Annotated in this window: 24 protein-coding genes; 15 read left to right on the top strand and 9 right to left on the bottom strand. The window is 37.9% G+C overall.

Features of this window, described 5'->3' with window-relative positions; all coding sequences use genetic code 11:
* Positions 1–115: 115 nt before the first annotated feature.
* The 6 genes from EYS08_RS01215 to EYS08_RS01240 all read right to left on the bottom strand — a co-directional run bounded on the left by EYS08_RS01215 (position 116) and on the right by EYS08_RS01240 (position 7,234).
* On the bottom strand, positions 116–1,306 hold the full coding sequence (locus tag EYS08_RS01215) for a serine hydrolase domain-containing protein (protein ID WP_131028046.1): 1,191 nt from the start codon (positions 1,304–1,306) through the stop codon (positions 116–118).
* Positions 1,307–1,346: 40 nt separating this feature from the next.
* Positions 1,347–2,261, bottom strand: a complete 915-nt coding sequence (locus EYS08_RS01220; protein WP_131028047.1) for a lysophospholipid acyltransferase family protein — start codon at positions 2,259–2,261, stop codon at positions 1,347–1,349.
* A gap of 90 nt (positions 2,262–2,351) precedes the next feature.
* Positions 2,352–3,278: a lysophospholipid acyltransferase family protein gene (locus tag EYS08_RS01225; RefSeq protein WP_131028048.1), complete on the bottom strand. Its 927-nt coding sequence runs from the start codon at positions 3,276–3,278 to the stop codon at positions 2,352–2,354.
* Positions 3,279–3,793: 515 nt separating this feature from the next.
* Complete coding sequence (typA, locus tag EYS08_RS01230; protein WP_057931394.1) at positions 3,794–5,599, bottom strand: translational GTPase TypA; 1,806 nt, start codon at positions 5,597–5,599, stop codon at positions 3,794–3,796.
* 197 nt (positions 5,600–5,796) lie between these two features.
* The gene (locus tag EYS08_RS01235) at positions 5,797–6,570 is read right to left on the bottom strand and encodes an alpha/beta hydrolase (protein ID WP_131028049.1); all 774 of its coding nucleotides are present in this window, start codon (positions 6,568–6,570) and stop codon (positions 5,797–5,799) included.
* Between the two features lie 76 nt (positions 6,571–6,646).
* Positions 6,647–7,234 carry a Crp/Fnr family transcriptional regulator gene (locus tag EYS08_RS01240; protein WP_131028050.1) on the bottom strand — a complete coding sequence of 196 codons (588 nt, stop codon included), beginning with the start codon at positions 7,232–7,234 and terminating at the stop codon, positions 6,647–6,649.
* A gap of 158 nt (positions 7,235–7,392) precedes the next feature.
* On the opposite strand from EYS08_RS01240, the gene EYS08_RS01245 reads away from it, so the two are divergent.
* Positions 7,393–7,752, top strand: a complete 360-nt coding sequence (locus tag EYS08_RS01245) for a DUF4180 domain-containing protein (RefSeq protein ID WP_131028051.1) — start codon at positions 7,393–7,395, stop codon at positions 7,750–7,752.
* A 3-nt stretch (positions 7,753–7,755) separates the two neighbouring features.
* Here EYS08_RS01245 and EYS08_RS01250 read toward each other — a convergent pair whose 3' ends face one another.
* Positions 7,756–8,202 (bottom strand): VOC family protein, encoded by a 447-nt coding sequence (locus tag EYS08_RS01250; RefSeq protein ID WP_131028052.1) that lies wholly within the window; start codon positions 8,200–8,202, stop codon positions 7,756–7,758.
* Between the two features lie 135 nt (positions 8,203–8,337).
* Between EYS08_RS01250 and EYS08_RS01255 the strand changes: the two genes are divergently transcribed.
* From EYS08_RS01255 to EYS08_RS01265, 3 genes are all read left to right on the top strand, one after another.
* The gene (locus EYS08_RS01255; protein WP_131028053.1) at positions 8,338–9,018 is read left to right on the top strand and encodes a TIGR02117 family protein; all 681 of its coding nucleotides are present in this window, start codon (positions 8,338–8,340) and stop codon (positions 9,016–9,018) included.
* Between the two features lie 130 nt (positions 9,019–9,148).
* Positions 9,149–10,585, top strand: a complete 1,437-nt coding sequence (locus EYS08_RS01260; RefSeq protein ID WP_131028054.1) for an MBOAT family O-acyltransferase — start codon at positions 9,149–9,151, stop codon at positions 10,583–10,585.
* 2 nt (positions 10,586–10,587) lie between these two features.
* Positions 10,588–11,496, top strand: coding sequence for a hypothetical protein (locus EYS08_RS01265; protein ID WP_131028055.1), 909 nt, complete (start codon positions 10,588–10,590; stop codon positions 11,494–11,496).
* A gap of 1 nt (position 11,497) precedes the next feature.
* Here the strand turns inward: EYS08_RS01265 and EYS08_RS01270 are convergent, their stop codons facing one another.
* Complete coding sequence (locus EYS08_RS01270) at positions 11,498–12,310, bottom strand: alpha/beta hydrolase (protein WP_131028056.1); 813 nt, start codon at positions 12,308–12,310, stop codon at positions 11,498–11,500.
* Positions 12,311–12,492: 182 nt separating this feature from the next.
* Between EYS08_RS01270 and EYS08_RS01275 the strand changes: the two genes are divergently transcribed.
* The 11 genes from EYS08_RS01275 to EYS08_RS01325 all read left to right on the top strand — a co-directional run bounded on the left by EYS08_RS01275 (position 12,493) and on the right by EYS08_RS01325 (position 24,657).
* Complete coding sequence (locus EYS08_RS01275) at positions 12,493–13,200, top strand: esterase family protein (RefSeq protein ID WP_131028057.1); 708 nt, start codon at positions 12,493–12,495, stop codon at positions 13,198–13,200.
* Positions 13,201–13,302: 102 nt separating this feature from the next.
* Entirely contained in the window at positions 13,303–14,397 is a 1,095-nt protein-coding gene (locus tag EYS08_RS01280; RefSeq protein WP_131028058.1) for an ATP-grasp domain-containing protein, read from the top strand.
* Positions 14,398–14,423: 26 nt separating this feature from the next.
* A complete protein-coding gene (locus tag EYS08_RS01285) occupies positions 14,424–15,527 on the top strand; it encodes a carboxylate-amine ligase (protein ID WP_131028059.1) in 1,104 nt (367 codons plus the stop codon).
* Between the two features lie 7 nt (positions 15,528–15,534).
* Positions 15,535–16,362 carry a type 1 glutamine amidotransferase gene (locus EYS08_RS01290; RefSeq protein ID WP_131028060.1) on the top strand — a complete coding sequence of 276 codons (828 nt, stop codon included), beginning with the start codon at positions 15,535–15,537 and terminating at the stop codon, positions 16,360–16,362.
* Between the two features lie 26 nt (positions 16,363–16,388).
* The gene (locus tag EYS08_RS01295; RefSeq protein WP_131028061.1) at positions 16,389–17,576 is read left to right on the top strand and encodes a hypothetical protein; all 1,188 of its coding nucleotides are present in this window, start codon (positions 16,389–16,391) and stop codon (positions 17,574–17,576) included.
* A 170-nt stretch (positions 17,577–17,746) separates the two neighbouring features.
* The gene (locus EYS08_RS01300) at positions 17,747–17,983 is read left to right on the top strand and encodes a hypothetical protein (RefSeq protein ID WP_317130067.1); all 237 of its coding nucleotides are present in this window, start codon (positions 17,747–17,749) and stop codon (positions 17,981–17,983) included.
* Between the two features lie 12 nt (positions 17,984–17,995).
* Positions 17,996–18,583, top strand: a complete 588-nt coding sequence (locus EYS08_RS01305; RefSeq protein WP_029274727.1) for a Crp/Fnr family transcriptional regulator — start codon at positions 17,996–17,998, stop codon at positions 18,581–18,583.
* 164 nt (positions 18,584–18,747) lie between these two features.
* The gene (locus EYS08_RS01310; protein ID WP_131028062.1) at positions 18,748–19,278 is read left to right on the top strand and encodes a YceI family protein; all 531 of its coding nucleotides are present in this window, start codon (positions 18,748–18,750) and stop codon (positions 19,276–19,278) included.
* 63 nt (positions 19,279–19,341) lie between these two features.
* Entirely contained in the window at positions 19,342–20,211 is an 870-nt protein-coding gene (locus tag EYS08_RS01315) for a pirin family protein (RefSeq protein ID WP_131028063.1), read from the top strand.
* 449 nt (positions 20,212–20,660) lie between these two features.
* Positions 20,661–23,957 carry a glycosyltransferase gene (locus EYS08_RS01320; RefSeq protein ID WP_244215828.1) on the top strand — a complete coding sequence of 1,099 codons (3,297 nt, stop codon included), beginning with the start codon at positions 20,661–20,663 and terminating at the stop codon, positions 23,955–23,957.
* A 241-nt stretch (positions 23,958–24,198) separates the two neighbouring features.
* Positions 24,199–24,657, top strand: a complete 459-nt coding sequence (locus tag EYS08_RS01325; RefSeq protein WP_131028065.1) for a hypothetical protein — start codon at positions 24,199–24,201, stop codon at positions 24,655–24,657.
* A gap of 6 nt (positions 24,658–24,663) precedes the next feature.
* Here the strand turns inward: EYS08_RS01325 and ispF are convergent, their stop codons facing one another.
* Positions 24,664–25,143, bottom strand: coding sequence for a 2-C-methyl-D-erythritol 2,4-cyclodiphosphate synthase (gene ispF / locus EYS08_RS01330; protein ID WP_131028066.1), 480 nt, complete (start codon positions 25,141–25,143; stop codon positions 24,664–24,666).
* Positions 25,144–25,149 lie beyond the last annotated feature (6 nt).

Below are 25,149 nucleotides of genomic sequence, written 5' to 3' on the forward strand. Positions count from 1 at the left end.
GGCAATGTACTATTTTAAAAATTTAACTGCAAAGGCCGCTAAGTTTTACGCGAAGAAAGCATGGCAAAAAACCCTTAGCGTTCTTTGCGCTCCTTTTCCTCTGCGAACTTTGCGGTTAAGACTTCGGATAACTGAATGGCAACCCACTCAGATACCTGCTGATTTTTCTATAGGGATAATTCCCTGCGCCGTGATCGGAAAACTGAACAATAATGGTATTCGTTTCCGGATCTATGTACAGCCTTTGGCCGAGCATACCTTCTGCAGCATAATCGCCATTATCACCTTCCTGTGGAATCCACCAAAGGTAATGATGGGCTGATTTTTGCCAGCCTTTTGCCGATGCAGGCTGTTCTGAACCAATATTGATGGATTGATTTACCCAATTCTCGGGAACCACCTGTTTCCCATGATAACTACCTTTATTTAAATATAGACGCCCAATTTTAGCAAAATCAATAGCCGTAACCTGAAAGCGACTTGCAGTGTTTGTTAAACCGTTCACCTGATCTAGTCCCCAGGTGGCATTATATTGCGTACCGATCTGTTTCCACACATTCGCTTCAAAATATTCTGCTACCGATTTACCAGTTGCCTTTTGCAAAACCCAGCCCAACACAATCGGATCGATGCTTTTGTACTTCCAAACCGTACCGGGTTTATTCACCAGTTTAACCTTCATCAATTGGGCTTTCATATCTTCGGTATAATAATACTTAGCTTCATCAGAAAAAAATGCTTTAACAATTCCACCTACAGCATCCTGAAACTCCAGGCCTGATTTCATATCTAAAAGATTTTTTAATGTAATCTCTTCAAAAGCAGGATTCGATTTTAACTCGGGAATGTATTCGGTTACTTTTTCGTTTAAACTTTTAATGCTATGATCATTTAATACTTGCCCGATCATAATAGAAATCATGCTTTTGGCACCAGAAAATATCGTGGTTAAGGTGCTATCACGATAACCCTTATCATACTTTTCGTATAAAATACTGTCATTCCTGATCACGATAAAAGCGTTGACCGCTCCATTTTTTAAATATGCTTTCAATGGAACAGATTGATTATTTCCATCCAGAACATGAAGTGTATCTAAATCGTTCCGCTGCCTGGCCGATCGGATAAAATGAAAGGCAGAATCACTTTTATGCGAAATTTCCTGCGGGAAAATTTTATATGTTTCAGCACCAGGTGTTCTATACTTTAATACATTTAACAGATAAGGCTTCCAGAGAAACAGTGCGAACAGCGATAAAAAAAATGCATAGATCAGGAACAGTAGTATTTTTTTGAAAGTTTTCATGGATAGGCGTTATATCAGCAAATATAAAATATTTAGGAAATTATGCCTGCTTTAGCAATTCATTTGCAGTAAAAAGAAGTTGATGTTTAGGTTTATATTTCCACCTTTTATGGCTCCACAACCAATACTCGGGCTTCGCCCTGATAATTTCTTCCAAAAACCGGGTGTGCATTTCAGTAATTTCGAACTTAGCGGTACCGGCTGGATTTAAACAAAGGGGCACACAATCTACCGTGTAAAAACCACGTTTAAGCACATTGACTTTGAAATAAAAGATAGGTTGATTGGTAAGTTTTGCAATTTTTTCAATCCCTAACTGAACAGAGCTGGGCTGATGCATAAAGCTAGTCCAATAATGCGACTCGTCTTTTGAGGGTGCCTGGTCATTGCCAAAACTAAATATGCTCGGTTTACCCTTACTTGCCTGCAAAGCTCGCATAGTTTGCCGCATAGCAATTAATTTATTACCGAATTTGCTACGTACTTTTTTAAACCAGGTATCGAAAATCGGATTGGTTAAGGGTTTATAAATTGGATAATGATCTGCAGAAAAGTTAAGCCCGATACCCAAAGTACCCCACTCCCAGTTACCATAGTGCGCCGCACAGATCAACACACTTTCTCCACGATCTAAATATTCCTGAACCTGCGCTTTGTTTTTAAATACGAAACGCCTTTTGATTTCTTTTTTTGAGATATTGCTCATTTTAATAATCTCGAAGACCAGCGAAGCGAGGTACCGGTAAAAGCGTTTTTCGATAACCAAAATCTCTTCTAATGTTTTATCAGGAAGCGCATTTAATAAATTTTCCCGAACAACCTTACGTCGGTAGCCGAAAACAAAATACAGTAGTAAATAAGTTCCATCGGCCAAAATGTATAAAACAGATAATGGAAGCAGAGATAATACGCCTAAAAAAAATACTCCCAAATGGGAAATCCCCTTTTTAATCATACCAGAAGTTTTAAAGTGCTAATTTAAAAAGCACCTTAAAAAATTATGCCACGAAAATGTTAGATTTCATATTTAGACAAATGGATCGGCCTAAGCTATGGCATCCATTATGTTCTGATCTTTTTTGATGATTTCTGAAACCTTTTGCTCAGGTTTATATTTCCATCTGCGGTGGCTCCACAACCAGTAAGCTGGTACTTCGTTAATCATATCTTCCAAAAAGTGAGTATGCATTTCGGTGATTTCGAACTCAGCAGTTTCTGCTGGGTTTAAACAGATCGGTACACAATCTACTTCGTAATAGCCTCTTTTTAAATAATTAATTTTCAGATAAAAAACAGGACGGTTTGTTTTTCTGGCAATTTTCTCAATCCCTAACTGGATGGAAGATTCCTGATTTAAAAAGGTAGTCCAGTAATTCGACTCATCCTTTGAAGGTGCCTGATCGCTTCCAAAAGTAAACATTGTCGGTTTATTTTTGCTCGATTGAATAGCTCTTAAAGTTTGACGCATCGACACCATCTGGTTACCAAATTTGCTTCTCATGGTCAAAAACCAATCATCAAAAGCTTCGTTGCTCAACGGTTTATAAATTGGAAAATGTTCGCCCGAAAAGTTTAAACCAATAGCCATACACACCCATTCATAATTACCATAATGTGATGAGCAGAAAAGCACACTTTCATTATTCTTAAGATAAGCTTCTACCAGGTCGGTATTTTTAAATTTTACCCTTTTGTTTAATTCCTTTTTGGAAATGCTTTTCATTTTAATTACTTCGATAAAAAGTGAGGAGAAAAATTTATAAAAACGTTTTTCTATGGCATTGATTTCAGCAGTATTTTTCTCGGGAAATGCATTACCCAGATTTTCTTTAACCACTTTACGGCGGTAACCAAAAACATAAAATATTAACACATAAAAAGCATCCGCCAATCTGTATAAAATAAATAGCGGCAACAGTGAGAGCATATTTAATAAAAATATACCCATTTTGGATAACCCTTTATTAATCATGATGTGGGATGATTAGTTTGCTTGCAAAAACACAAAATTAAAGCTGAATGCAAAATTAATTGCCATCCAATTGTTAGTTTTTTATTCCCAAAGGTTTTATGAATAAATGCTGACAAAAAATCGCGCATCTGATTAACATTTAACTAACCAGCAACGACTTACTGATTTGCGCTCCACTTGACACTAAAATCGCAACTCTGGTGAATTAGACGTATTGCTAACCCAACCGATGAGCACAGCCCTAACGGTTCTAAACCTTATTGCAGCGGTATCCCCCGATTCTTCATCGGGGATTTAGCGGAAGAAGGACTAGCATTAAAAATGCTCTGAAACTGCTTTAATAATTATTTTTATCACGATTTAAGAAATCTGATTACTAGAGTTGACAACTTCCTGGTCCATTTATTATTAAAGTTGTCAACTCAGATAAACCATTTTATACGCAAAAAAGCCCCGATTTACATCGAGGCTTTAGTAATCTATATTTTTAAGCCCTCCTTAGGGGATTTAGGGGTTTAAGCGAATTGCTTTCCTTTAACTTTACGTTCTTGTTCTGTTAAGAAGATTTTACGTAAACGCATGCTTTGCGGTGTAACCTCGATATACTCATCAGCCTGGATATATTCCATAGCTTCTTCTAAAGAGAATTTAATTGCCGGTGCAATACGGGTATTATCATCAGTACCAGAAGCACGCATGTTGGTTAATGCTTTACCTTTTACCACGTTTACTACTAAATCGTTATCACGGATGTGCTCACCCATAATCTGACCTTCGTAAACATCAGTTCCCGGATCGATGAAGAAACGGCCTCTATCTTGTAACTTATCGATTGAATAAGCAGTAGTTTGTCCTTTTTCCATTGAAACCAATACACCGTTTAAACGACCAGGGATTGTACCTTTCCAAGGCTCATAAGCTTTGAAACGGTGCGCCATAATCGCCTCTCCTGCTGTAGCAGTTAAAACGTTGTTACGTAAACCAATGATACCACGTGCCGGGATTTCGAATTCCAAGTGTTGTAAATCGCCTTTTGGCTCCATAATTAACAACTCGCCTTTACGTTGAGTTACCAATTCGATTACTTTACCAGAAACTTCGCCTGGAACATCAACGATTAAAGTTTCAATCGGCTCATGTTTTTTACCATCAATTTCTTTAATGATAACCTGGGGCTGACCTACCTGAATCTCATAACCTTCGCGACGCATCGTTTCGATTAACACAGATAAATGGAGAATACCACGGCCATAAACTAACCACGCATCTGGAGAAGCTGTTTCAACAACTTTCAAAGCTAAGTTTTTCTCCATCTCTTTGTACAAACGTTCTTTAATACGCTGAGAGGTTACTAATTTACCTTCTTTACCAAAAAATGGAGAGTTGTTAATGGTAAACAACATGTTCATTGTTGGCTCATCAATGCTGATAACCGGTAATTGTTCTGGTGCTTCAAAATCAGCGATTGTATCGCCAATATCAAAGCCATCAATACCTACAACTGCACAAATATCACCTGAACTTACTTCTGTAGTACGGATTTTACCTAAACCTTCGAAAGTATAAAGTTCTTTTACTCTTGATTTTACAATTTTACCATCGCGTTTGATTAAAGTAACTGGTTGGTTTTCTTTAATTGTACCACGGTGTACACGACCGATTGCGATACGACCTACGAAAGATGAATAATCTAACGATGTGATCTGCATCTGTAAAGTACCGTCGTTAATTGGTGCAGGTGGAATGTTTGCCACAACCGCATCTAACAAAGCGAAAATATCGGTAGTTGGTACTTTCCAATCCGTACTCATCCATCCTTGTTTAGATGAACCGTAAATTACAGGGAAATCCAATTGATCTTCAGTTGCTTCAAGGTTAAAGAACAATTCGAAAATCTGCTCATAAACCTCTTCCGGGCGACAGTTTTCTTTATCCACTTTGTTTACTACCACAATCGGTTTTAAACCAAGGGCTAAAGCTTTTTGCGTTACGAAACGCGTTTGAGGCATTGCACCTTCAAAAGCATCGCAAAGTAAAAGTACACCATCTGCCATTTTCAGAACACGCTCTACCTCACCGCCGAAATCCGCGTGACCAGGAGTGTCAATAATGTTAATTTTTACGTCTTTGTACTGAACCGATACGTTTTTAGATACAATCGTGATACCACGCTCGCGCTCTAAATCGTTGTTATCCAATATCAAATCTCCTGTTTGTTCGTTGTCACGAAAAATAGAACAAGAATGTAAAATCTTATCAACCAAAGTAGTTTTGCCGTGGTCAACGTGTGCTATAATAGCTATATTTCTAATCTTTTGCATAAAATGCGCCTCAAATTTGGCGCAAAGATAGTGTTTTGAAATGGATTTTCTACTATATCTCTTACTATTTAATACGATGATAATGTTGTAATTATCTCATTTATAATCAGAAAAGCGGGTGCAATATTTTTCACCTTTATTATGCACTCACCTTTCAGTTGGATTGTTAGAAAATCTTAGACAAGCTTAAACTAAACTTAGTTTTTGATCCAGTTGTAGATATAAGTTGCTACTTCTTCCCAATTTTTTTCACCAGCGATGAAATGCCCCCTACCATTAAACATTTTAAAATCGGTTACACTTTCGGTATTTTTATACGCTTTAAAATTTCTTTTATTCAAAGTAGCAGGCATGATATGGTCTTTTTCTCCGGCAATAAACAATAAGGGTTGATGTGCTTTTTTAAAATCAATCTTTGCATAACTTTTTAACGTTCCCCAGGCAATTGCTCTACTTTCTGGCACCACAAATTCATCAAATACTTTATCCGATTCGGCTCTGGGCAAAGTATTACCGAAGGTGTAATGGAACCACGATTTGGTTGGCATAAAAACGGAGTTGCCTTTAAACGGATTAACAACTGTAAAATTAGATTTCCAAAAGCTCCATTCGTATGGAATAACACCCATTGGAGGCGCACCATCAATCATCACCCCTGCTTCGCCTTTACCAAGATCCATTAATTTTTGAACAGTCAGGCCGCCCAATGAGTGTCCGATCAGAATCGGTTTTTCGGGTAAAGTATCGATAAATTTTATCAGGTTATTAACCACATCTACAAAATTCACCTTGGTTAAATCTGGATCAATGTTGGTTCTTAAAGTTGTTGGATCACCTTCGTGTGAGGGATTTGCAGGTGTATAAACGGTGTAACCTTTGGCTTCAAAGAAAGTTTTCCATGCTGTCCAGCTTTTGTTGTTTACAAATAGGCCATGTACCAGTACGATTGTTTTTGATTTTAAAGTTTTCATGTTGTTTTTAGTTTTAATTTGACACCTCAAATCTCCAGCTTAAAAACATCAATAATTTTAACCTAAGTTAAAATCGTTATTTACCTGTAAGTCTTTTTCTTATCCGGCTTAATGATGGCCCCTGAATGCCCAAATAGGAAGAAATATGATAAAGTGGAATATTATTAAAAATTTGTGGATGGTATTTGATCAGATCGAGATAACGCTGTTCGGGTGTTTTAAAAACAAAACTCTCGGCCCTATCCATAGCAATGTTAAATGCCTCTTGTGCCAAAAGACGGCCAAAGGTTTCCCATTGATGTGATTGCAGATACAGCTGCAACAAATCATCAATATGGATATAAACCACCGTGGCATTGGTCATAGCCTGCGTGTGGTAATCGCATGGTTGCTGATTAATAAAACTTTTAAAGGTAACTACAAACTGGTTGCCTGAATAAAGAAAGACATTTTTCTCTTCACCGCTTTTCTCATCAACAACATAAGAGCGGAATACCCCATCAATGATAAATCCTAAAAATTTACAGACCGTTCTGTGTTGATTATAGAAATCGCCTTTTTTATATCGTTTTATTTTCCAGTGCGGTTTTGAAGGCTCGAACGCTTCAGCATCCATTTTAGCAAACTGGGAGAAAGCATAAGCAACAATGTCGATTTCTTGCATTATTCAGGAGATTAATTGGCTTTAAATGCTAATATCGCTATAAATTCTAAAACATGACGAACAGGTTTAAACCAGATCTCCTGTTAAAAGCATAATTTTTTATATTAGCAGCAAGGAAATGAATATCATTACCTTTATCCTCCTATTTAATTGAACAGATGAAAATTGAATCACATACCATAAACGACACCAATATTGCCGAAGTTCTTTCGGAAGAAATCGTTATTAATAACGCAGAAGACGGGCTAGACTTATTGGGAAACTTATACTACCAGGGTTTTGATAAAATTATTGTACACGAACAGAACATTACACCTGCTTTCTTCGACCTGAAAAACGGAATAGCTGGAGAAATCCTTCAAAAGTTTTCAAATTACCGGGTAAGCCTTGCAATTATTGGCGATTTTAGCCCATATCAAAGCAAAAGCATTAAAGATTTTATTTACGAAAGCAATAAGGGCAAACACATTAACTTTTTAGGTTCGACAGCTGAAGCCGTAACAAAACTAGCAGGATAAAATTTATATGCTTAACCAATCCTCATAAGAAATCACACCCAGTTCTGGCTTAGCCTCTCCTTCCAAAATAGCAATAAACTCCAATGCATGTCCGTCTGGATCATTAAAGTAAATAGCCAAAGCGGGCATCCAGGCGAAAACCATTGGTTTGTGATTTCCATCGTTTAGAAAATTATAGGGCTTTAGGTTTTTAGATTCGAGAAAGTTAACCGATTTATTCAGTACATCATCTACATCGCAACGAAAGGCAAAATGTCTGATATCAATCTCATTTTTTGGCTTTTCCCAGATACCGAGCATGGCTTCTTTTGGCTTGCCGATCCAGAAAAAGGCAATTTTACGTTTCTCTTCATAATAGCATTGTGTTAAGCCCAAGGTATTACTGTAAAAATCAATTGATCTTGCTAAATCTTCAACATAAATATGTGTTTCAAACAGTCCTTTTATCATATAGTGAAAGTAGAGATAAGTTATAGCCACAAAAAATCATGTTTTTCGATATCGCCATCAATAAAATCGATATCTGGAGCCTAATGGGTTACCAAAAACTCAAATGCTGTATTAAGAATAAATAACCCGATCGAAATGAACAAAAGATTTTTAAAATGTGCAGGCAGGTGCAGCATTGCTTTTATCGCATTGATTGGGCTTTATTTTCTAATCGCCTTTTGTTGCTCACGCATTACCGTAAATGTCAATCCATCAAACGCTAAAGAAGTTACCATATACATTATGACGAATGGCCTGCACACCGATATCATTGTTCCAGCCGTTAACACAGAAATGAATTGGACCAAAGAAATCAGCTACAAAAATACACTTGAAGCCGATAGCACTTATCAATTCCTGGCTTTCGGCTGGGGAGATAAAAAATTCTACCTCGAAACGCCAGAATTCTCGGACCTTAAACTCAGTAACGGGTTAAGGGCCATTTCGGGTTTAAGCACATCTGCCATGCATACCACCTATTACAAAAACATACTGGAAGATGCGAGCTGCAAGAAAATCATCATCAGCAAAGCGCAATACCGCCAACTGATCGATTATGTTTTAAATAGCTTCAAAAAAGATGAAGCCGGACATTTGATCAAGGTTAAATCGAACATCCATTATGATATTGGTGATGCCTTTTACGAAGCAAAGGGAAGTTACAGCATTTTTAAAACCTGCAATACCTGGGCAAATGCAGCACTAAAGGCTTGCGGGCAAAGAAGTTGTTTGTGGACCATTTTCGACACCGGTATTTTTTTAAAATATCGACAATAAAAATACCGTGAAATAACTATACAGGCATTTTACAACTTTAAGCAATTCTGCGTACAAACTTACTCGCCGCATTAATCAGACAGTACAAAGCGTTAATTTTATTCTTAAATGAAGTATTAACCTTAACGCTATGCTGTTCAACTCTTTTAGCTTTGCTGCTTTTCTGCCCATAGTTTTTATACTGTATTGGGTTCTGGGGAAAGAACGTTTAAGAGCTCAAAATATATTATTGCTGGGTGCAAGCTATTTCTTTTATGCCTGTTGGGATTGGCGGTTTATGTTCCTGCTCATTTTTTCCACGTTATTGGATTATTTCACTGGTTTAAAAATGACGGCGAGCAACACTAAAGAAGCTAAAAAATTTTGGTTCTGGCTGAGCATTTCCATTAACCTCAGTTTTTTAGGCATATTTAAATACTATAATTTCTTCGCCGATTCTTTTGCCGATGCCATCGCAATTTTTGGCCTTCAGGTAAACCCATGGACATTAAAAGTCATTTTACCCGTTGGTATTTCATTTTATACTTTTCACGGCCTGTCATACGTAATCGATATTTATAAGAACCGGATACCGGCAGAAAAAAACTTTATCGATTATTCTTTATTTGTGAGTTTTTTCCCATTGTTGGTTGCCGGGCCGATAGAACGGGCAACACATTTGCTTCCACAGATCAAGAAGGCGAGGTCTTTTGATTATAGTAAAGCTATTGACGGGTTACGACAGATTTTATGGGGTTTGTTTAAAAAGATTGTCATTGCCGATCAATGTGCCAATTATGCAAACATGATTTTTAACCATTCTGGTGAATACTCAGGAAGCACTTTATTGCTTGGTGCCATTCTTTTTGCCTTTCAGATTTATGGCGATTTCTCTGGCTATTCTGATATCGCTTTAGGTACAGCACGTTTATTTGGAATAGAGCTGTTAAGAAACTTTTCCTTCCCCTATTTTTCGAGAGATATTGCCGAATTCTGGCGCAGGTGGCATATTTCCCTATCTACGTGGTTCAGAGATTATCTTTATATTCCTTTGGGTGGAAGCAAAGGTGGCACCTGGGTAAAAGTACGGAACACGTTTATCATCTTTTTAGTAAGCGGTTTTTGGCATGGTGCCAACTGGACATTCATTATCTGGGGATTGTTAAATGCGCTATACATTATGCCGTCGATTGTTTTTAACACTAACCGATCGAACCTGGATACTGTTGCGGAAGGAAGAATATTTCCAAGCTTAAAAGAATTTGCTGCGATGATTTTAACCTTCGGTTTAACGGTTTTCGCCTGGATATTCTTTAGGGCAAATTCGGTACAGCATGCGTTCAATATCATATCAACCATTGGTTCCGAATCGTTTTTCAGCATTCCCCAAATACTGCCGGTTAAACTATTTCTATTACTTACCTTGTTTATTTTAATCGAATGGAATGGCAGGATGGAGCAATATGCCATTGCCAAATTTGCCCTATTGTGGCCAAAACCAGTAAGATGGGGCATTTATTACGGACTTGTTCTAGTAATATTCTTTTTCGCAGGGGCGGAACAGCAATTCATTTACTTTCAATTTTAACTATGAAAAAATTCATTAAATACATCGCCATTTTTATATTGCCAGTTATGCTTTTGGCTGTTCTTTTCGAGGTTTTGATCAGGAGGATTCCAAACGATTACGGGTATAAAAAAAGTTACCTCGATCACCACGCCAAAGAGGTAAGTATTTTGTTTCTCGGAAGCTCTCATGTGTATTATGGTATTAACCCGAAGTACATTAAATCGAGCTTTAATGCGAGTTACATTTCACAGTCCTTTGATTATGATCTGGAGATTTTAAAAAAATATAGTAACCAATGGACCCATCTAAAATATATCGTTATTCCTGTTGATTACTTTTCGTTTTACGGCCGACTTGAGAACAGCCCTGAAGCATGGCGGGCAAAAAATTATCGCATTTACTACGATATCAATACCGATCATAAAATTTTCAACAGCACAGAAATGCTAAGCAATAAACTCGACATCAATTTAAGCCGGCTTTTAAACCATTATGTTAGAGGCAAAAATGATATTAGTTGTAGTAACCTGGGCTGGGGATCGAACTACAAGGCTATTAACCACAAAGATTTAGTCAAAAGTGGTGCTACTGCCGCTGCAAGGCATACTGCGAAAGATAATCTGCAATATTTAACTAACCTACATTTATTGGATGAAATTATCGCCTTTGCAGAGCACAAACACATTAAGATTATATTGTTTACCAGTCCGGCCTACAAATCTTATGTATCGCATTTAAGCAAAAACCAGTTGAATACTACACTTTCTACCATCAAGAAACTGAATACTTTACATAGCACAGTCAAGTATTTTAACCTTTTACAGGATAGCTCATTCCATCCGCAGGATTTTTACGATGCCGACCATCTTAACGAAATTGGCGCAAAGAAATTAAGCCTAAAAATGAATGTGCTTTTGGGTAAGATATAAGCTAAACCTCAAATGCCCAATCTAAAAAGGCTGGCATCACACTTTCCCAGGTTGGAACATCGTGTTTGCCACCAACTTTTTCGTAATAAAAAATATTATCTGGTCGTTTATAGCCTTTATTTAGGAGTATTTTAACAACATCAATTGTATCATCTATAGAATCGATGATCATATTTTTATTCCGATCAGCCTTCTCATCTTCTGTCCCGGTCATTAACCAGAATTTCATATCGGGCCTGGTTGAGGTATTTTCCAGCTTTGCATGTATAATGCGATCTGCATCAGTATACCCTTCTGTCAGGTCTTTTTTTCTCCACCAAAATGCTCCAGAAAAAACACCAATGACATCAAAAGCGGAAGGATTATTCCAGGCAATATCAAAAGCAGACAAACCGCCCAAAGAAAATCCCGCAAAACCTACTTTACCGGTTATCGGCATCGCAATTTTCTTTTTAACAAAAGGCAAAAGCTCTTTGATCACGAAATCGCTGTACAAATCGGCTTTCGCTCCGCGTCCTTTAAAGTCGGGCACACCCGCAACACCATATTCCATTAGTCGGTCTTCTGATGCTTTAATGGCCACAACAATTAACCTGTGGTTTCTTTTGCCATGATGCGCTTCTTCCAAAATCCGGCTAAAATCCATTTTGGCCACATCCTGCCCATCATTTAATAAAAGAAGCTCTATTTTTTCATTTCCTAAAATACCTTGAGGTGTATAAATATCTATTTCTACCTCATGCTTTAAATAGGCCGAGGGTATTTTAAAGTTGCTGGTATTAACTTTTACCGATAAAATTGTGGTGTACATCATAATAAAAATCCCCTATCACATGGCTATCGCCTCAGAATTAGGGTGCAAAGGTACAAATCTCCATAAACTATTAATTATCATGGGTTAATTTTTACAATACGTCTTTAATTTGCTTCATTTTGCTGCTTAAACAATTCTTTTTGTAGATTTTAATTTATACCTTAAATCATTCAATTTTTATTATGGTTAAAGAAGAACATAAGAAATGGTACAGCCAGAATTTAAGTGGCGAAATCGACATGCTCATCTTTGGTCACGGTGGCATCCCTATCCTACTGTTCCCGACAAGCATGGGTCGATATTTTGAAACCAAGGACTTCAAACTGATAGATTCTGTTGAGGGATTTATCAATGAAGGAAAAATTAAGATCTATTGCCCCGATGGCGTCGACAAGTTAAGTTGGTACAACAAAAGTATTCATCCTGCCGACAGGGTTAAAAATCACATCTGGTACGACAAGTATTTATTGGAAGAGGTAGCCCCGCTGGCAAGGCAAGAAACCGGGCACAGCAAAATTATTACAGCTGGTTGTAGTTTCGGAGGTTATCATGCTGCAAATTTCGCTTTTCGGCACCCGTGGTTGGTTAGCCATATGTTTAGTATGAGCGGGGCTTTCGATATCTCTGGCCAGTTGGATGGTTTTTATAATGATGATGTTTATTTTAACAATCCGGTTGATTATCTGCTGAACAATAGTAACCCCGAACTGCATTATATGAAAATTGTTTTGGGTACAACAGACCGCGATATGTGCAGGCCTGACAATGAGCGTTTATCTGATATTTTAAACAAAAAGGGCATCGACCACTGGCTTGATATCAGACAGAATGCAGATCACGATTGGCCTATCTGGAGAGAAATGTTCCCAGATTATATTGCACAGCTTTAGTTTAGTCGAAAGTCGGCAGTCTTAAGTCCCTAGTCGATTTAGGATATAATTATCAAACAATTAACCGATTAACCAGTTAAACATTTAAACTAAAATTTACCAATGAAGAAAATAGGGATTTTATTTGGACAGGAGCGCTCTTTTCCTGAAGCCGTAATCGAAAGAATTAATCAAAAAGCTGAAAAAGGAATTACCGCCGAGGCTGTAAAAATCGACAAAATATTTCAGAATGTACCATTAGGTTATTCGGTAATCATCGATCGTATTTCGCAAGATGTACCATTCTACCGCGCATCGCTAAAAAATGCCGCCATTACCGGAACTGCCGTAATTAACAACCCATTTTGGTGGAGTGCCGACGAGAAGTTTTTTAATAATGCGCTGGCCGAACAGATTGGCGTACCCGTACCGAAAACGGCCTTAATACCATCACGGGAGCACCCCACAGGAACCACTGGAGAATCCTTCTCTAATTTAACCATGCCATTAGATTGGGATGCCATTTTCGAATACACTGGTTTTCCGGCCTATATGAAACCCTATGATGGTGGTGGCTGGAGAGATGTTTATAAACTTCACGACAAAGAAGATTTTTTTGATAAACACAGCGGTACACAACAGCTGGTGATGCTTTTGCAGGAAGAAATCATTTTTGAAGAGTATTTCAGGTGTTATTGCATTGGCGGCAAATACGTTCGTATTATGCAGTACGACCCACGTAATCCGCATCACTTACGTTATGCCACTGAAGGTAAAGCGCCAGATGCAAAGCTGCTTAAAACTGTAGAAGAATACACCTTAAAACTATGTAAGTATTTAGGTTACGATTTTAATACGGTAGAATTTGCGGTGCGTGATGGGGTGCCCATTGCGATCGATTTCTGTAATCCTGCTCCTGATGCTGATATTAAAAGCGTTGGTCAGGAAAATTTTGACTGGGTAGTAGAAACTACGGCAAATTATGCCATAGAAAGGGCTAAAGTGCAAAAAGACGGACAAGATAATTTAACCTGGGGCGAATACATTAAATCGTCGGTTGGTGGTAAACCATTAATCGCGCAAGTTACCCCGAAAGTGGCTAAAGCAGCCGCTCCAAAGAAAGCTACCGTTACAGAAAAGGCTAAAGCTACACCTAAGAAATCGGCAACAGCAGAAAAAACACCAGCAAAACCTAAAAAAGCTGCACCAAAAAAATAATTGGGATTTAAATTTTAATCAATTTAATGATGAACGAGTTTACGCTGGGCATAGAAGAAGAATACATGGTAATTGATCCCGTTACCAGAGAGCTTACTTCTCACGACCAAAAAATTGTAGAAGCCGCACAAAAAATCCACAAAGACCAGGTTAAGGCAGAGATGCACCAGGCTGTGGTAGAAGTTGGAACGGGCATCTGTAAAACGACCACCGAAGCACGTAAAGAAATTTCCCAGTTACGTTATACGGTATCGCAACTTGCCGGAGAACAGGGATTACGGATTGGCGCTGCCGGTACACACCCGTTTTCGCATTGGGAAAAGCAGTTAATTACCGAACATCCCCGCTACAATGAAATTGTTAACGAATTGCAGGAAGCCGCTCGCTCTAACCTCATTTTTGGGCTGCACGTACACGTAGGTTTTCAATCTCGCGAGCTGGCCATTCATATTGCCAACCAGGTAAGGTATTTCCTGCCACATGTTTTTGCCTTATCTACCAATTCTCCATTCTGGGAATCGCGGAACACGGGTTACAAATCTTTCCGCACAAAAATTTTCGACAAATTTCCGCGTACAGGCATTCCCGATATTTTTAATAGCATTGAGGATTACGATAATTATGTAAAACTGCTCATCAAAACCAATTGCATGGATAATGCGAAGAAAATTTGGTGGGATATCCGTGTGCATCCGTTTTTCGACACCGTTGAGTTCCGCATTTGCGATTGCCCGATGCTGATTGATGAAACGATGGCTTTTACCGCATTATTTCAGGCTTTGTGCGCCAAACTGTACAAATTGCGTTTGCAGAACATGGAGTTTATCAGTTATTCGAGAGCACTAATTAACGAAAATAAATGGCGCGCTGCCCGTTATGGAATTGATGGAAATTTAATCGATTTCGGAAAAGAAATGGAAGTAAACTGCCGTAATCTTATTTTAGAATTATTGGATTTTGTAGATGATGTGGTGGATGATTTAGGTTGCCGTGATGACATTAATTATGTGCATAAAATATTGGAACATGGTACAGGCGCAGACCGGCAGTTGGCAGTTTACCAACAAACTGGTAACTTTGAGGCAGTGGTAGATTACATTACTACTCAAACACTTATAGGCGCAAAGTAATTTTATAATGGATAAAAGTAGCTTAAAGGTGGCCGTTATTGACATGAATAACGGTGCACCTAATCAGGGTATGCGGGGAATTCAGGAAATTTTATCCCGTTTTAAAAACGATAACAATATCGATTTAACCTTTGATATATTTGATTTAAGGCAAAAAGGAGAAATACCGGGCATCGGTTATGATGCTTATATTTCTAGTGGTGGCCCAGGTAGTCCGATTGAAAGTAAGGGCGAACAATGGGAAAATGACTTCTTTAATCTCTTAGATCAGATAGAAGTTTTTAACCACAAAAACAACGAAAGAAAGAAATATGCTTTTTTGATCTGCCATTCCTTCCAATTGGCTTGTAGAAAATATGAATTAGGCAATGTAACCGAAAGACGATCGAATGCTTTTGGCATTTTCCCGATAACCTTAACGGAAGATGGAGAAAAAGACGAAATTTTTAATGGCATTACCAATCCTTTCTTTTCGGTCGACAGTAGAGATTGGCAAGTGATTGAGCCAGATTTTGCTGCTTTCGAGAAAAAAGGCGCAAAATTATTGGCCATCGAAAAAGAACGTAAACATATCGATTTAGAACGCTGTATGATGTCGATCCGCTTTTCGGATGAAATCATCGGCACACAATTCCATCCAGAAGCCGATCCGGTAGGCATGAAAATGTACTTACTTCAGGAGGAAAAGAAAAAAGCGATTATTGATATGCACGGGGAACAAAAATACCTGGATATGTTAAACAGTTTAGACGATCCGGCAAGGATTGTGCTTACGCAAAGTGTTATTTTACCTAATTTCTTACAAAAAGCAATCGGGGATTTGCAGGAGGTGTAGCACAATGATGAAAACCATATAAACTTATGATACCTGCTCAACGCCAAAAATACAACCAGCAATTTACAGAAGAGAAGTACCAAAACTTTCTTAGCCAACTACAGAGTGGCTATCCTAAAATTCCTTTCAGGGTTGCAGAAACACCGGTATTTATTCCGAAAGCACTGAAAGAAAAATTGATTGCGGCAGGAGAAGAAATTATAAACCTGATTAAGCAACCCAATTTTAAAATGCTTACTCAAAAGGCAATCCCCTCCGACTGGAATGTGCCTAATGAAAATGAACAGCCCCACTTTTTAACCTTCGATTTTGGTATTTGTAAAAATCAAGCCGGAGAACTTACGCCCATGCTAATCGAAATGCAGGGATTTCCTTCCTTGTATGGCTTTCAGCATCATTTGGCTAAAACTTTCCAGACAAGTTTTGAGATTGACGGTTCTGTGGCTCATTTCTTAAACGGCTTTAACGAAGAAGAGTACATCAAACTGCTTAAAGAAGTCATTATTGGCTCCCACCAACCAGAAGAGGTGGCACTGATGGATATAGATGCACCTAACCAAAAAACGGCTATCGATTTTTTTGTGACAAAAAAAATGTTGGGCATTAAAATTTTAGCACTAGAAGACATTAAAAAAGTAGACAAGCAATTATTTTACGAGGAAAATGGCAAAAAGATCCAGTTAAAAAGAATTTATAACCGCCTGATATTTGATGAAGTAGCCAATAATACCGGGATTTTCAAAAACAGTTTCGATCCACGTGATCAACTCGATGTGGAGTGGGTAACACATCCAAACTGGTTTTACCGCATCAGCAAATACACAATGCCTTTCTTGAAAAGCGAATTTGTGCCCGAAACACGGTTTTTAAATGAGTTAAATACAATCCCTAAAGATTTAGAAAATTACGTACTTAAGCCATTATTCTCTTTCGCTGGTATGGGTGTAATTATCGATGTAAACGAAACGGACATTACCAATATAAAAGATCCCGAAAACTGGATTTTACAAAGGAAAGTGAATTACGAGCCAGCTGTACAGGCACCTGACGGAGGTGTAAAGGCAGAAGTAAGGATGATGTACTTATGGCCTGATGGTGGAGAGCCTCAGCTTTGCATTAATCTGGCAAGGTTAAGTAAGGGAAAAATGATTGGCGTGCGTTATAACGCCGATTTTGATTGGGTTGGTGGTACAGTAGGTTTTATGGAGGAATAAACTACGTTTTCCTTAACTACAGAGATCACTAAGGATAAGACACAAAGGAACACAGAGATACAATCTTTCCGTGTTTCTGTGGCAAAACTAAAAGTTCCCATGGATACGAACCTGATCCGATAACGAATAACACACGCTCTATGTGCGCTGTGTAAAACTCTGTTCTCTCTGTGGTAAAACAAGATTTGTGCTCAATATATTTACATTTAGCTGAACACCTTCCTCCTAAAACCCTTTATATTTGTATTATGGATATTCAAACGATTTTAGTCTTTTTACTTTTTGCGATAGCATTGGTATATGTTGGCCGTTTGGTTTTTAAATCTTTACAGGTAAAAAAAGATGGATGTGCCGGTAATTGTAAATGTGGTGTAGATTTTTCCGATATTAAGCCCGTAAAAAAATAACATTCCGCCTTTATGATTCATCAGTTCCAGAAATACTTACAGGAAAAAATAGAGATAACTGATGAGCAGTTCGAAAGCATATCATCTGTTTTAAAGGTTAAAAAATTCGAGAAAAACGAAATAGTTCAATATACCGGCGATAATTTTAAACATGGGTATTTTGTAGGCAAAGGTTTGTTGCGCGCGTACTCAATTGATGCGAAAGGCAAAGAACACATCCTTCAGTTCGCCCCAGAAAACTGGTTGGTTTCTGATCGCAACAACATGAATAATGAGCCGTCAATATTTTTTATCGATGCCATTGAAGCTACCGAAGCGGTGTTAATGCCTAACAATTTCATGGAAGAAGCAGCCAGGCAAGTACCATGTTTACAGCCCATGCAAATTAAACTGCTCAACAATTCGATCCGCTTTATGCAGAAAAGAATTAACATGTTATTAAGTGCAACTGCTGAAGAAAGATACCTCGATTTTATAAAACTTTACCCTAACCTTACGCTCCGTGTGCCACAATGGATGATCGCTTCTTATCTGGGCATTACGCCCGAATCGCTAAGCCGGGTAAGAAAGGAACTGGCCAATAAACATTTCAGACCATAGACTGAATGGCTTTGTCAAATCTAACCTTTCAACTTTTCAACAATCCTTCATTCTATCCTTCTCTCATTCAATTATTTCCCTTTCTTACCATACATCAATCTGTAGTAAAAACCTGCGCTGTACTTTTGTGTTGTAAATATTAAACATCTCAAAAAACAAAAGATATGGCAACTACAAAATGGACATTAGATCCAACCCACAGCGAATTACAATTTAAAGTAAAACACTTAATGATTACTACTGTAACTGGTAGTTTAAAATCTTTCTCAGCAGAGTTATCATCTGAAGGTGACGAATTTGAAAATGCAGAAATTTCTTTCAAAGGTGATATCAATTCAATCGATACCGGAAATACAGATCGCGATAACCATTTAAAAAGCGGCGATTTTTTCGATGCAGAAAAATTTGCACACATCGAATTTAAATCTAATTCAGTAGAAAAAGATGGGAGCGATTATATCATTAAAGGTGACTTAACTATTAAAGGCGAAACCAAACCTGTAAAATTAACTGCAGAATTTGGTGGTATTGCTACCGATCCATGGGGAAATACCAAAGCAGGATTTACTTTAAGTGGAAAAATTAACCGCTCAGAATTCGGTTTAACCTGGAATGCTGCATTAGAAACCGGTGGCGTAATGGTAAGTGAAGAAGTTCGCATTTTAGGCGAATTACAGTTTGTAAAAAGTGTATAAGTGATAGGCGTTTGGCGATAAGCGTGGATTATCCGCCAAACGCATAACAGAAAGGTTCCAATCATGGAAACAAAACAAATAGAAAAAGTACTAAAAGCACCGGCGCCACATATGGTTGGCGATGGCTTTAGGGTACACAATTTTTTCCCAAGTGGATATAAAATCAACATGAATCCGTTTTTCTTAATGGATTATGGCTCAAAGATCGAATTTTCTGCCAGGAAAGAACCAAGAGGCGTTGGTGTACATCCACATCGAGGCTTCGAAACGGTAACTATTGCCTATCATGGTGCGGTTGCCCATCATGATAGCTCTGGAAACAGCGGTGTGATTTACCCGGGCGATGTACAATGGATGACCGCTGCAAGTGGCATACTACATAAAGAATACCATGAAGCGAACTACAGCTTAGCTGGAGGTCCATTTCAAATGGTTCAGCTTTGGATTAACCTACCTGCTAAAGATAAAATGGGTAAACCAAGATATCAGGCAGTTAAGCAGTCCGATATGGCTCATTTTGATCTTCCCGAAAATGGAGGAAAAATCGAGATCATTGCCGGTAATTATCAGGGTATAAAAGGCAATGCAAATACCTTTACCCCCATAGAACTCTATAATGCCAGGCTAAATAAAGGTGGTGGAGCTACTTTTAATTTTCCTGAGCATTTTAATACCGGATTTATGGTGATTGAAGGTTCGATTAAAATCAACGGATCCGAAACGGCTGTAGCAGATAATTTTGTTCACTTCAAAAACAAAGGCGAAGAGATTAAGATCGAAGCTTTAGAAAACAGTGTAATTTTGATTTTAAGCGGTGAGCCTATAGATGAGCCAATTGTTCAGTACGGTCCGTTTTTAATGAATACTGAAGCCGAAATCCATCAGGCAATTGAAGATTATAACCAAGGTAGGTTCGGTTATTTGGAGGAGTAAAGCGGTTTAAATAAATTATATTTTGAGCCGGCATTTTTTATAAAATTTGTCGGCTTTTTTGTGACTTTATATTACAGGACAATCCAGTTGAAATATCCCTTTCTAAACAAACAAAACGAGATAGATACTGAAATAAGTTACCAATGACAGATTTAAAAGTCGGTCGTCATTTCGACTGAAGCATAGCGAATGGATAAATCCTTGAACCATGTTAAAAGATTTCTCCGTTGCGGTCGAAATGACGATATCTCAGTACCTATCATCTCAATCACTCCCCATTTATCATTCATCCAATCTTCATATTCGTTAGTGACATTTGATTAATAAATCAGAACAGAAAAATGTCCGGAAAACAAATATTTCAAACTGAGACCAAAAGACGCTGGCATACATTTACATGGGTAAGCCGGACGTTTTTTTTAGTCTTCATTATCGCAATCATCTGCGTGGTGTATACACTATCTTCGGTACAGGCACCCAATTTGCCTTTTATCAACACGAATACACCGTTAACACAAAAACAATTAGAAAAGTTAAAAAAATCGCAACAGTATAAGGATTTCACCATCGAAAAATCTAAGCTGCAAAAGATCAAAAAAGATCGTGAAAACCGCATTTTAAGCCATCGTGGTAACAGCAAGCGCATCAACATGGCCTTTTATGTAAGTTGGACAGCAAGTAAAGAATCATCAATATCAGATTTAAAACGCAACATCAGCCACTTGGATATGGTAGCTACAGAATCGTTCTTTTTAAATGATGATTCTATTGTAAATCAAGTAGATACTGCAGCATTAAAAGTAATACATACTGGCAAAAAATCGGCTATTGCAGTGGTTTCAAATTACAATAAAGATCATTGGGATGGTGCAGCAGTAAGAAGATTATTAAATGATCAATCTGCTCAACAAAAATTGATCTACGATCTTATAGCGATTACCAAAAAATACGGTTATAGTGGAATTAATATAGATTTCGAAGAGCTCAACCTCCAAAATAGCTATAGTTTTAACGCTTTTATGACAAATCTATACTCTCAGTTTCACGCCGAAAAACTGATTGTTTCTCAGGATATTTCACCCGAAAACGACGATTATAAGCCAGAAATTCTTCAAAAATATAATGATTACCTCGTATTAATGGCTTATGATCAGCATACTGAACAAAGTAACGCAGGCGATATTTCCCATCAGGAATGGGTAGAAGAAAAGCTTGATGATATCTGCAGTAAAGTTAATGCCAGCAAAGTAATCCTTGCATTGGCTTGCTACGGTTATGATTGGCCAAAAAATAGCATTGGGCAACCGGTTACTTACGAGCAGGCGATGACAATGGCCGTTAATTATAAAAGCAAAATAAACTACAATCCTGCTTCTGCCAATTTAAACTACACTTACAACGATGGCAGTGGAAATAAACATGAAGTTTACTTTACTGATGCGGCAACCTATTTTAATTTAATCCGCAAGGCTGATGATTGGAATATTGCTGGTGTAGCCTTATGGCGTTTAGGTTCGGAAGACAAACGCTTATGGTCGTTTATTTCTAATGACCTTAGTTTGGATGCACTAAAGAAAAAACCCTTCGATTTACGCAAAATTGCTTCATTAAATATGGGAGGGATCTCATACTTAGGCGATGGTGAAATTTTGGATCTGATTTCTACCCCTACACCTGGTAGTGTAAAGTTCACTTTAAATAAAGATAACTTTTCTATTGCCGATCAAAAGTATATCAGACTTCCAGAGCAATATGTAATTAAAAGGTTTGGAGAGGCCGATAAGAAAATCGCCTTAACCTTCGATGATGGGCCAGACCCGGTTTATACACCACAGGTGTTAAATATTTTGAAACAGGAAAAAGTACCTGGCTGCTTCTTTGTGGTTGGCATAATGGCTGAGCAGAACATGGAACTGTTAAGACAGGAATATAATGATGGCTATGAAATTGGAAACCATACTTTCTTCCATCCTGATATGTCGGCCATTGGGCCACGACGGGTAAAGTTCGAACTAAATGCCACCCGTAGGTTAATTGAAGCGGTTACCGGCCACAGTACAATCCTGTTCCGTGCACCATTTAATGCAGATGCCGAACCCCAAAATATTTCAGAAATTCTGCCTATTGCACAAAGCCGTAAAGAAAATTACATCAATATCGGGGAATATATAGATCCTGAAGATTGGCAACCAGGCAAGACAGCCGATCAGATTTTTAATGAAGTAGTAAAACAACAGGACAATGGTAATATTCTTTTATTACACGATGCTGGTGGAAACCGTGAAGCTACTGTTGCAGCCCTGCCCCGGATTATAAAATTCTTTAAAGCCAAAGGTTATACTTTTACAACCGTTGGTGATTTAATGGGCAAAAAAAGATCAGAACTCATGCCTACGGTGAAATCTATGGCAAATAGTGGTTTTTCTGGTTCTGGCGATTACTTTTTTATCAATTTCTTTTACTATGGAAACATGATTTTAAACATCGTATTTTCTGTAGCGATTGTACTTGCTATCTTAAGAACCATATTTATTGCCTATTTAGCCATCAGACAGCGAAAAAAAGCGAAACGTAATGTCGGTAAATTGATAGTGAATCCTTCAGAAAAAGTGAGTATTATCATTCCGGCTTACAATGAAGAAGTTACTGCTGTACAAACCATTAATAGTCTTTTAAAAATCACCTATCCCGATTTTGAACTGATTTTTGTTGATGATGGTTCCAAAGATAAGACCTTCGAAATCATTAATGAACATTTTGGCAACCATCCTCAGGTAAAGGTTTTTCGTAAAGCAAATGGAGGCAAAGCATCTGCATTAAATTACGGCATTTCAAAAGCAACTTCAGAATTTGTGGTCTGTATAGATGCCGATACACAGCTAAAAGATGATGCCGTTACCGAACTGATGCGTTATTTTTATAGTGACCAAATTGCGGCAGTAGCTGGTACTGTGAAAGTTGGGAATGCCAATAATATCATTACCAAATGGCAGTCTATTGAATATATTACTGCACAGAATATGGATAGGCGTACTTTCGACTTATTAAATACAATTACTGTTGTGCCTGGAGCAATAGGTGCTTTCAGAAAAAATGTAATCTTAGAAATCGGCGGATTTACCATTGATACGCTTGCCGAAGACTGCGATTTAACCATGCGTATTTTGAAAGCAGGTTATCGCGTAAAAAACTGTGATACTGCAATTGCTTATACTGAAGCACCAGAAACGGTGAGTATGTTACTTAAACAACGTTTCCGCTGGAGTTTTGGCGTAATGCAAAGTTTCTGGAAAAACAGAAAAACACTACTAAACAAGAAATATGGCTACTTTGGAATGGTAGGAATGCCAAATATTTTGATCTATCAGATTATTTTGCCGCTATTTTCTCCACTTGCCGATCTTTTTATGTTCATCTCGCTAGTTAGTGGTCTATTTTCGTTAAGTGCTATAAATAATTTAACCCTAACAGGATTTTCAGGAATTTTAAGCCTGCATAATGGTTTTGGCCAGGTACTTTTCTATTATATTATCTTTATTGTTGTAGATATGATTTTTGCCGCAATCGCTTTCCGCATGGAAAAAGAAAAATACACGCATTTACTTTACATATTCCCACAGCGGTTTTTCTGGCGACAATTAATGTATGTTGTACTATTCCGTTCGTTCAGAAAAGCCATAAAAGGTGAACTGGAAACCTGGGGAACGTTAAAGCGGACAGGAAATGTTAAAGAGCAGTTGGCTTAATATTTATCGCTGCGTCACCCTGACCTGTATCGAGGCGGAAAGCTACGAAGTAAACCGAGCCTTAAGCGAGCTCACCGAAGGTAATTTATTTCAGGGTCTTAATGGAAAAACTATTTAAAAGAAGTCAAGTTTTACAACACATTGCCCATTAAAACTTGACTTCTTTGATTTTCCATCCTCACCTCAACAAAAAACATAAACAATTCATAACAAGCTATTTAAAAAAACATTATTATTGTTTATGGAAAACGCTAACCAAACTCCATTGTCCTTTAAAAAGGTTTTATTGATTGCCCTTATTGCCGGAACACTAGATGGATTGGCCGCAGTTATATTTTTAGGAAAGATGAATTTCATGGGGGTATTTCAATATATCGCCAGCGCTATTATGGGACCAAACGCTTTTGCCGGAGGTATTAAAACAGCCCTTATTGGCCTAGCATTCCATTACTTTATTGCTTTTTGCTTCACCCTGATTTTTACTATCGCATCAACAAAAACACCTGTTTTACGAAAGAATATCATCCTATCAGGAATAATTTATGGGATTATCGTTTGGACCATCATGACCTTATTGATTGTTCCACTAACCAAAATACCTGCAGCACCGTTTCATTACGAACGAGCAATTTTAAATGCGGTAATTCTGATTTTTTGCATAGGCTTACCGATTTCTTACTTAACTGCCCGAAAATTCTAGTACGAATTAAGGTTTTTCTATCAGGCAAACGGCATAAGAAACAACACCTTCTTCCCTGCCGATGAATCCCATCTGTTCATTAGTAGTGGCTTTTATCGAAATATCCTCAGTAGAAATTCCAATGGCTTCAGCAATATTTTGTTGCATAGCAGGAATATGAGGGTTAATTTTTGGTGCTTCTAAGCAAAGCATCGCATCTATATTGCCAATTTGCCATCCTTTTTCGGCAAGCAATTTAACCGTTTCCTTCAATAAAACGAGGCTACTGATGCCTTTCCATCTATCATCTGTGTTCTTGAAATGGAAACCAATATCACGAAGGTTGGCTGCCCCTAAAAGTGCATCGCAGATGGCGTGAAGCAAAACATCGGCATCCGAATGTCCAAAAGCACCTTTATGATGATCTAATGTAACTCCACCAACAACAAAAGGATGCTGATCTTTTAACTGATGTACATCGAATCCGAAACCTACTCTAATTTTCATGGGTAT

This window comes from Pedobacter kyonggii (genome assembly GCF_004310665.1).
Lineage (GTDB): Bacteria > Bacteroidota > Bacteroidia > Sphingobacteriales > Sphingobacteriaceae > Pedobacter > Pedobacter kyonggii.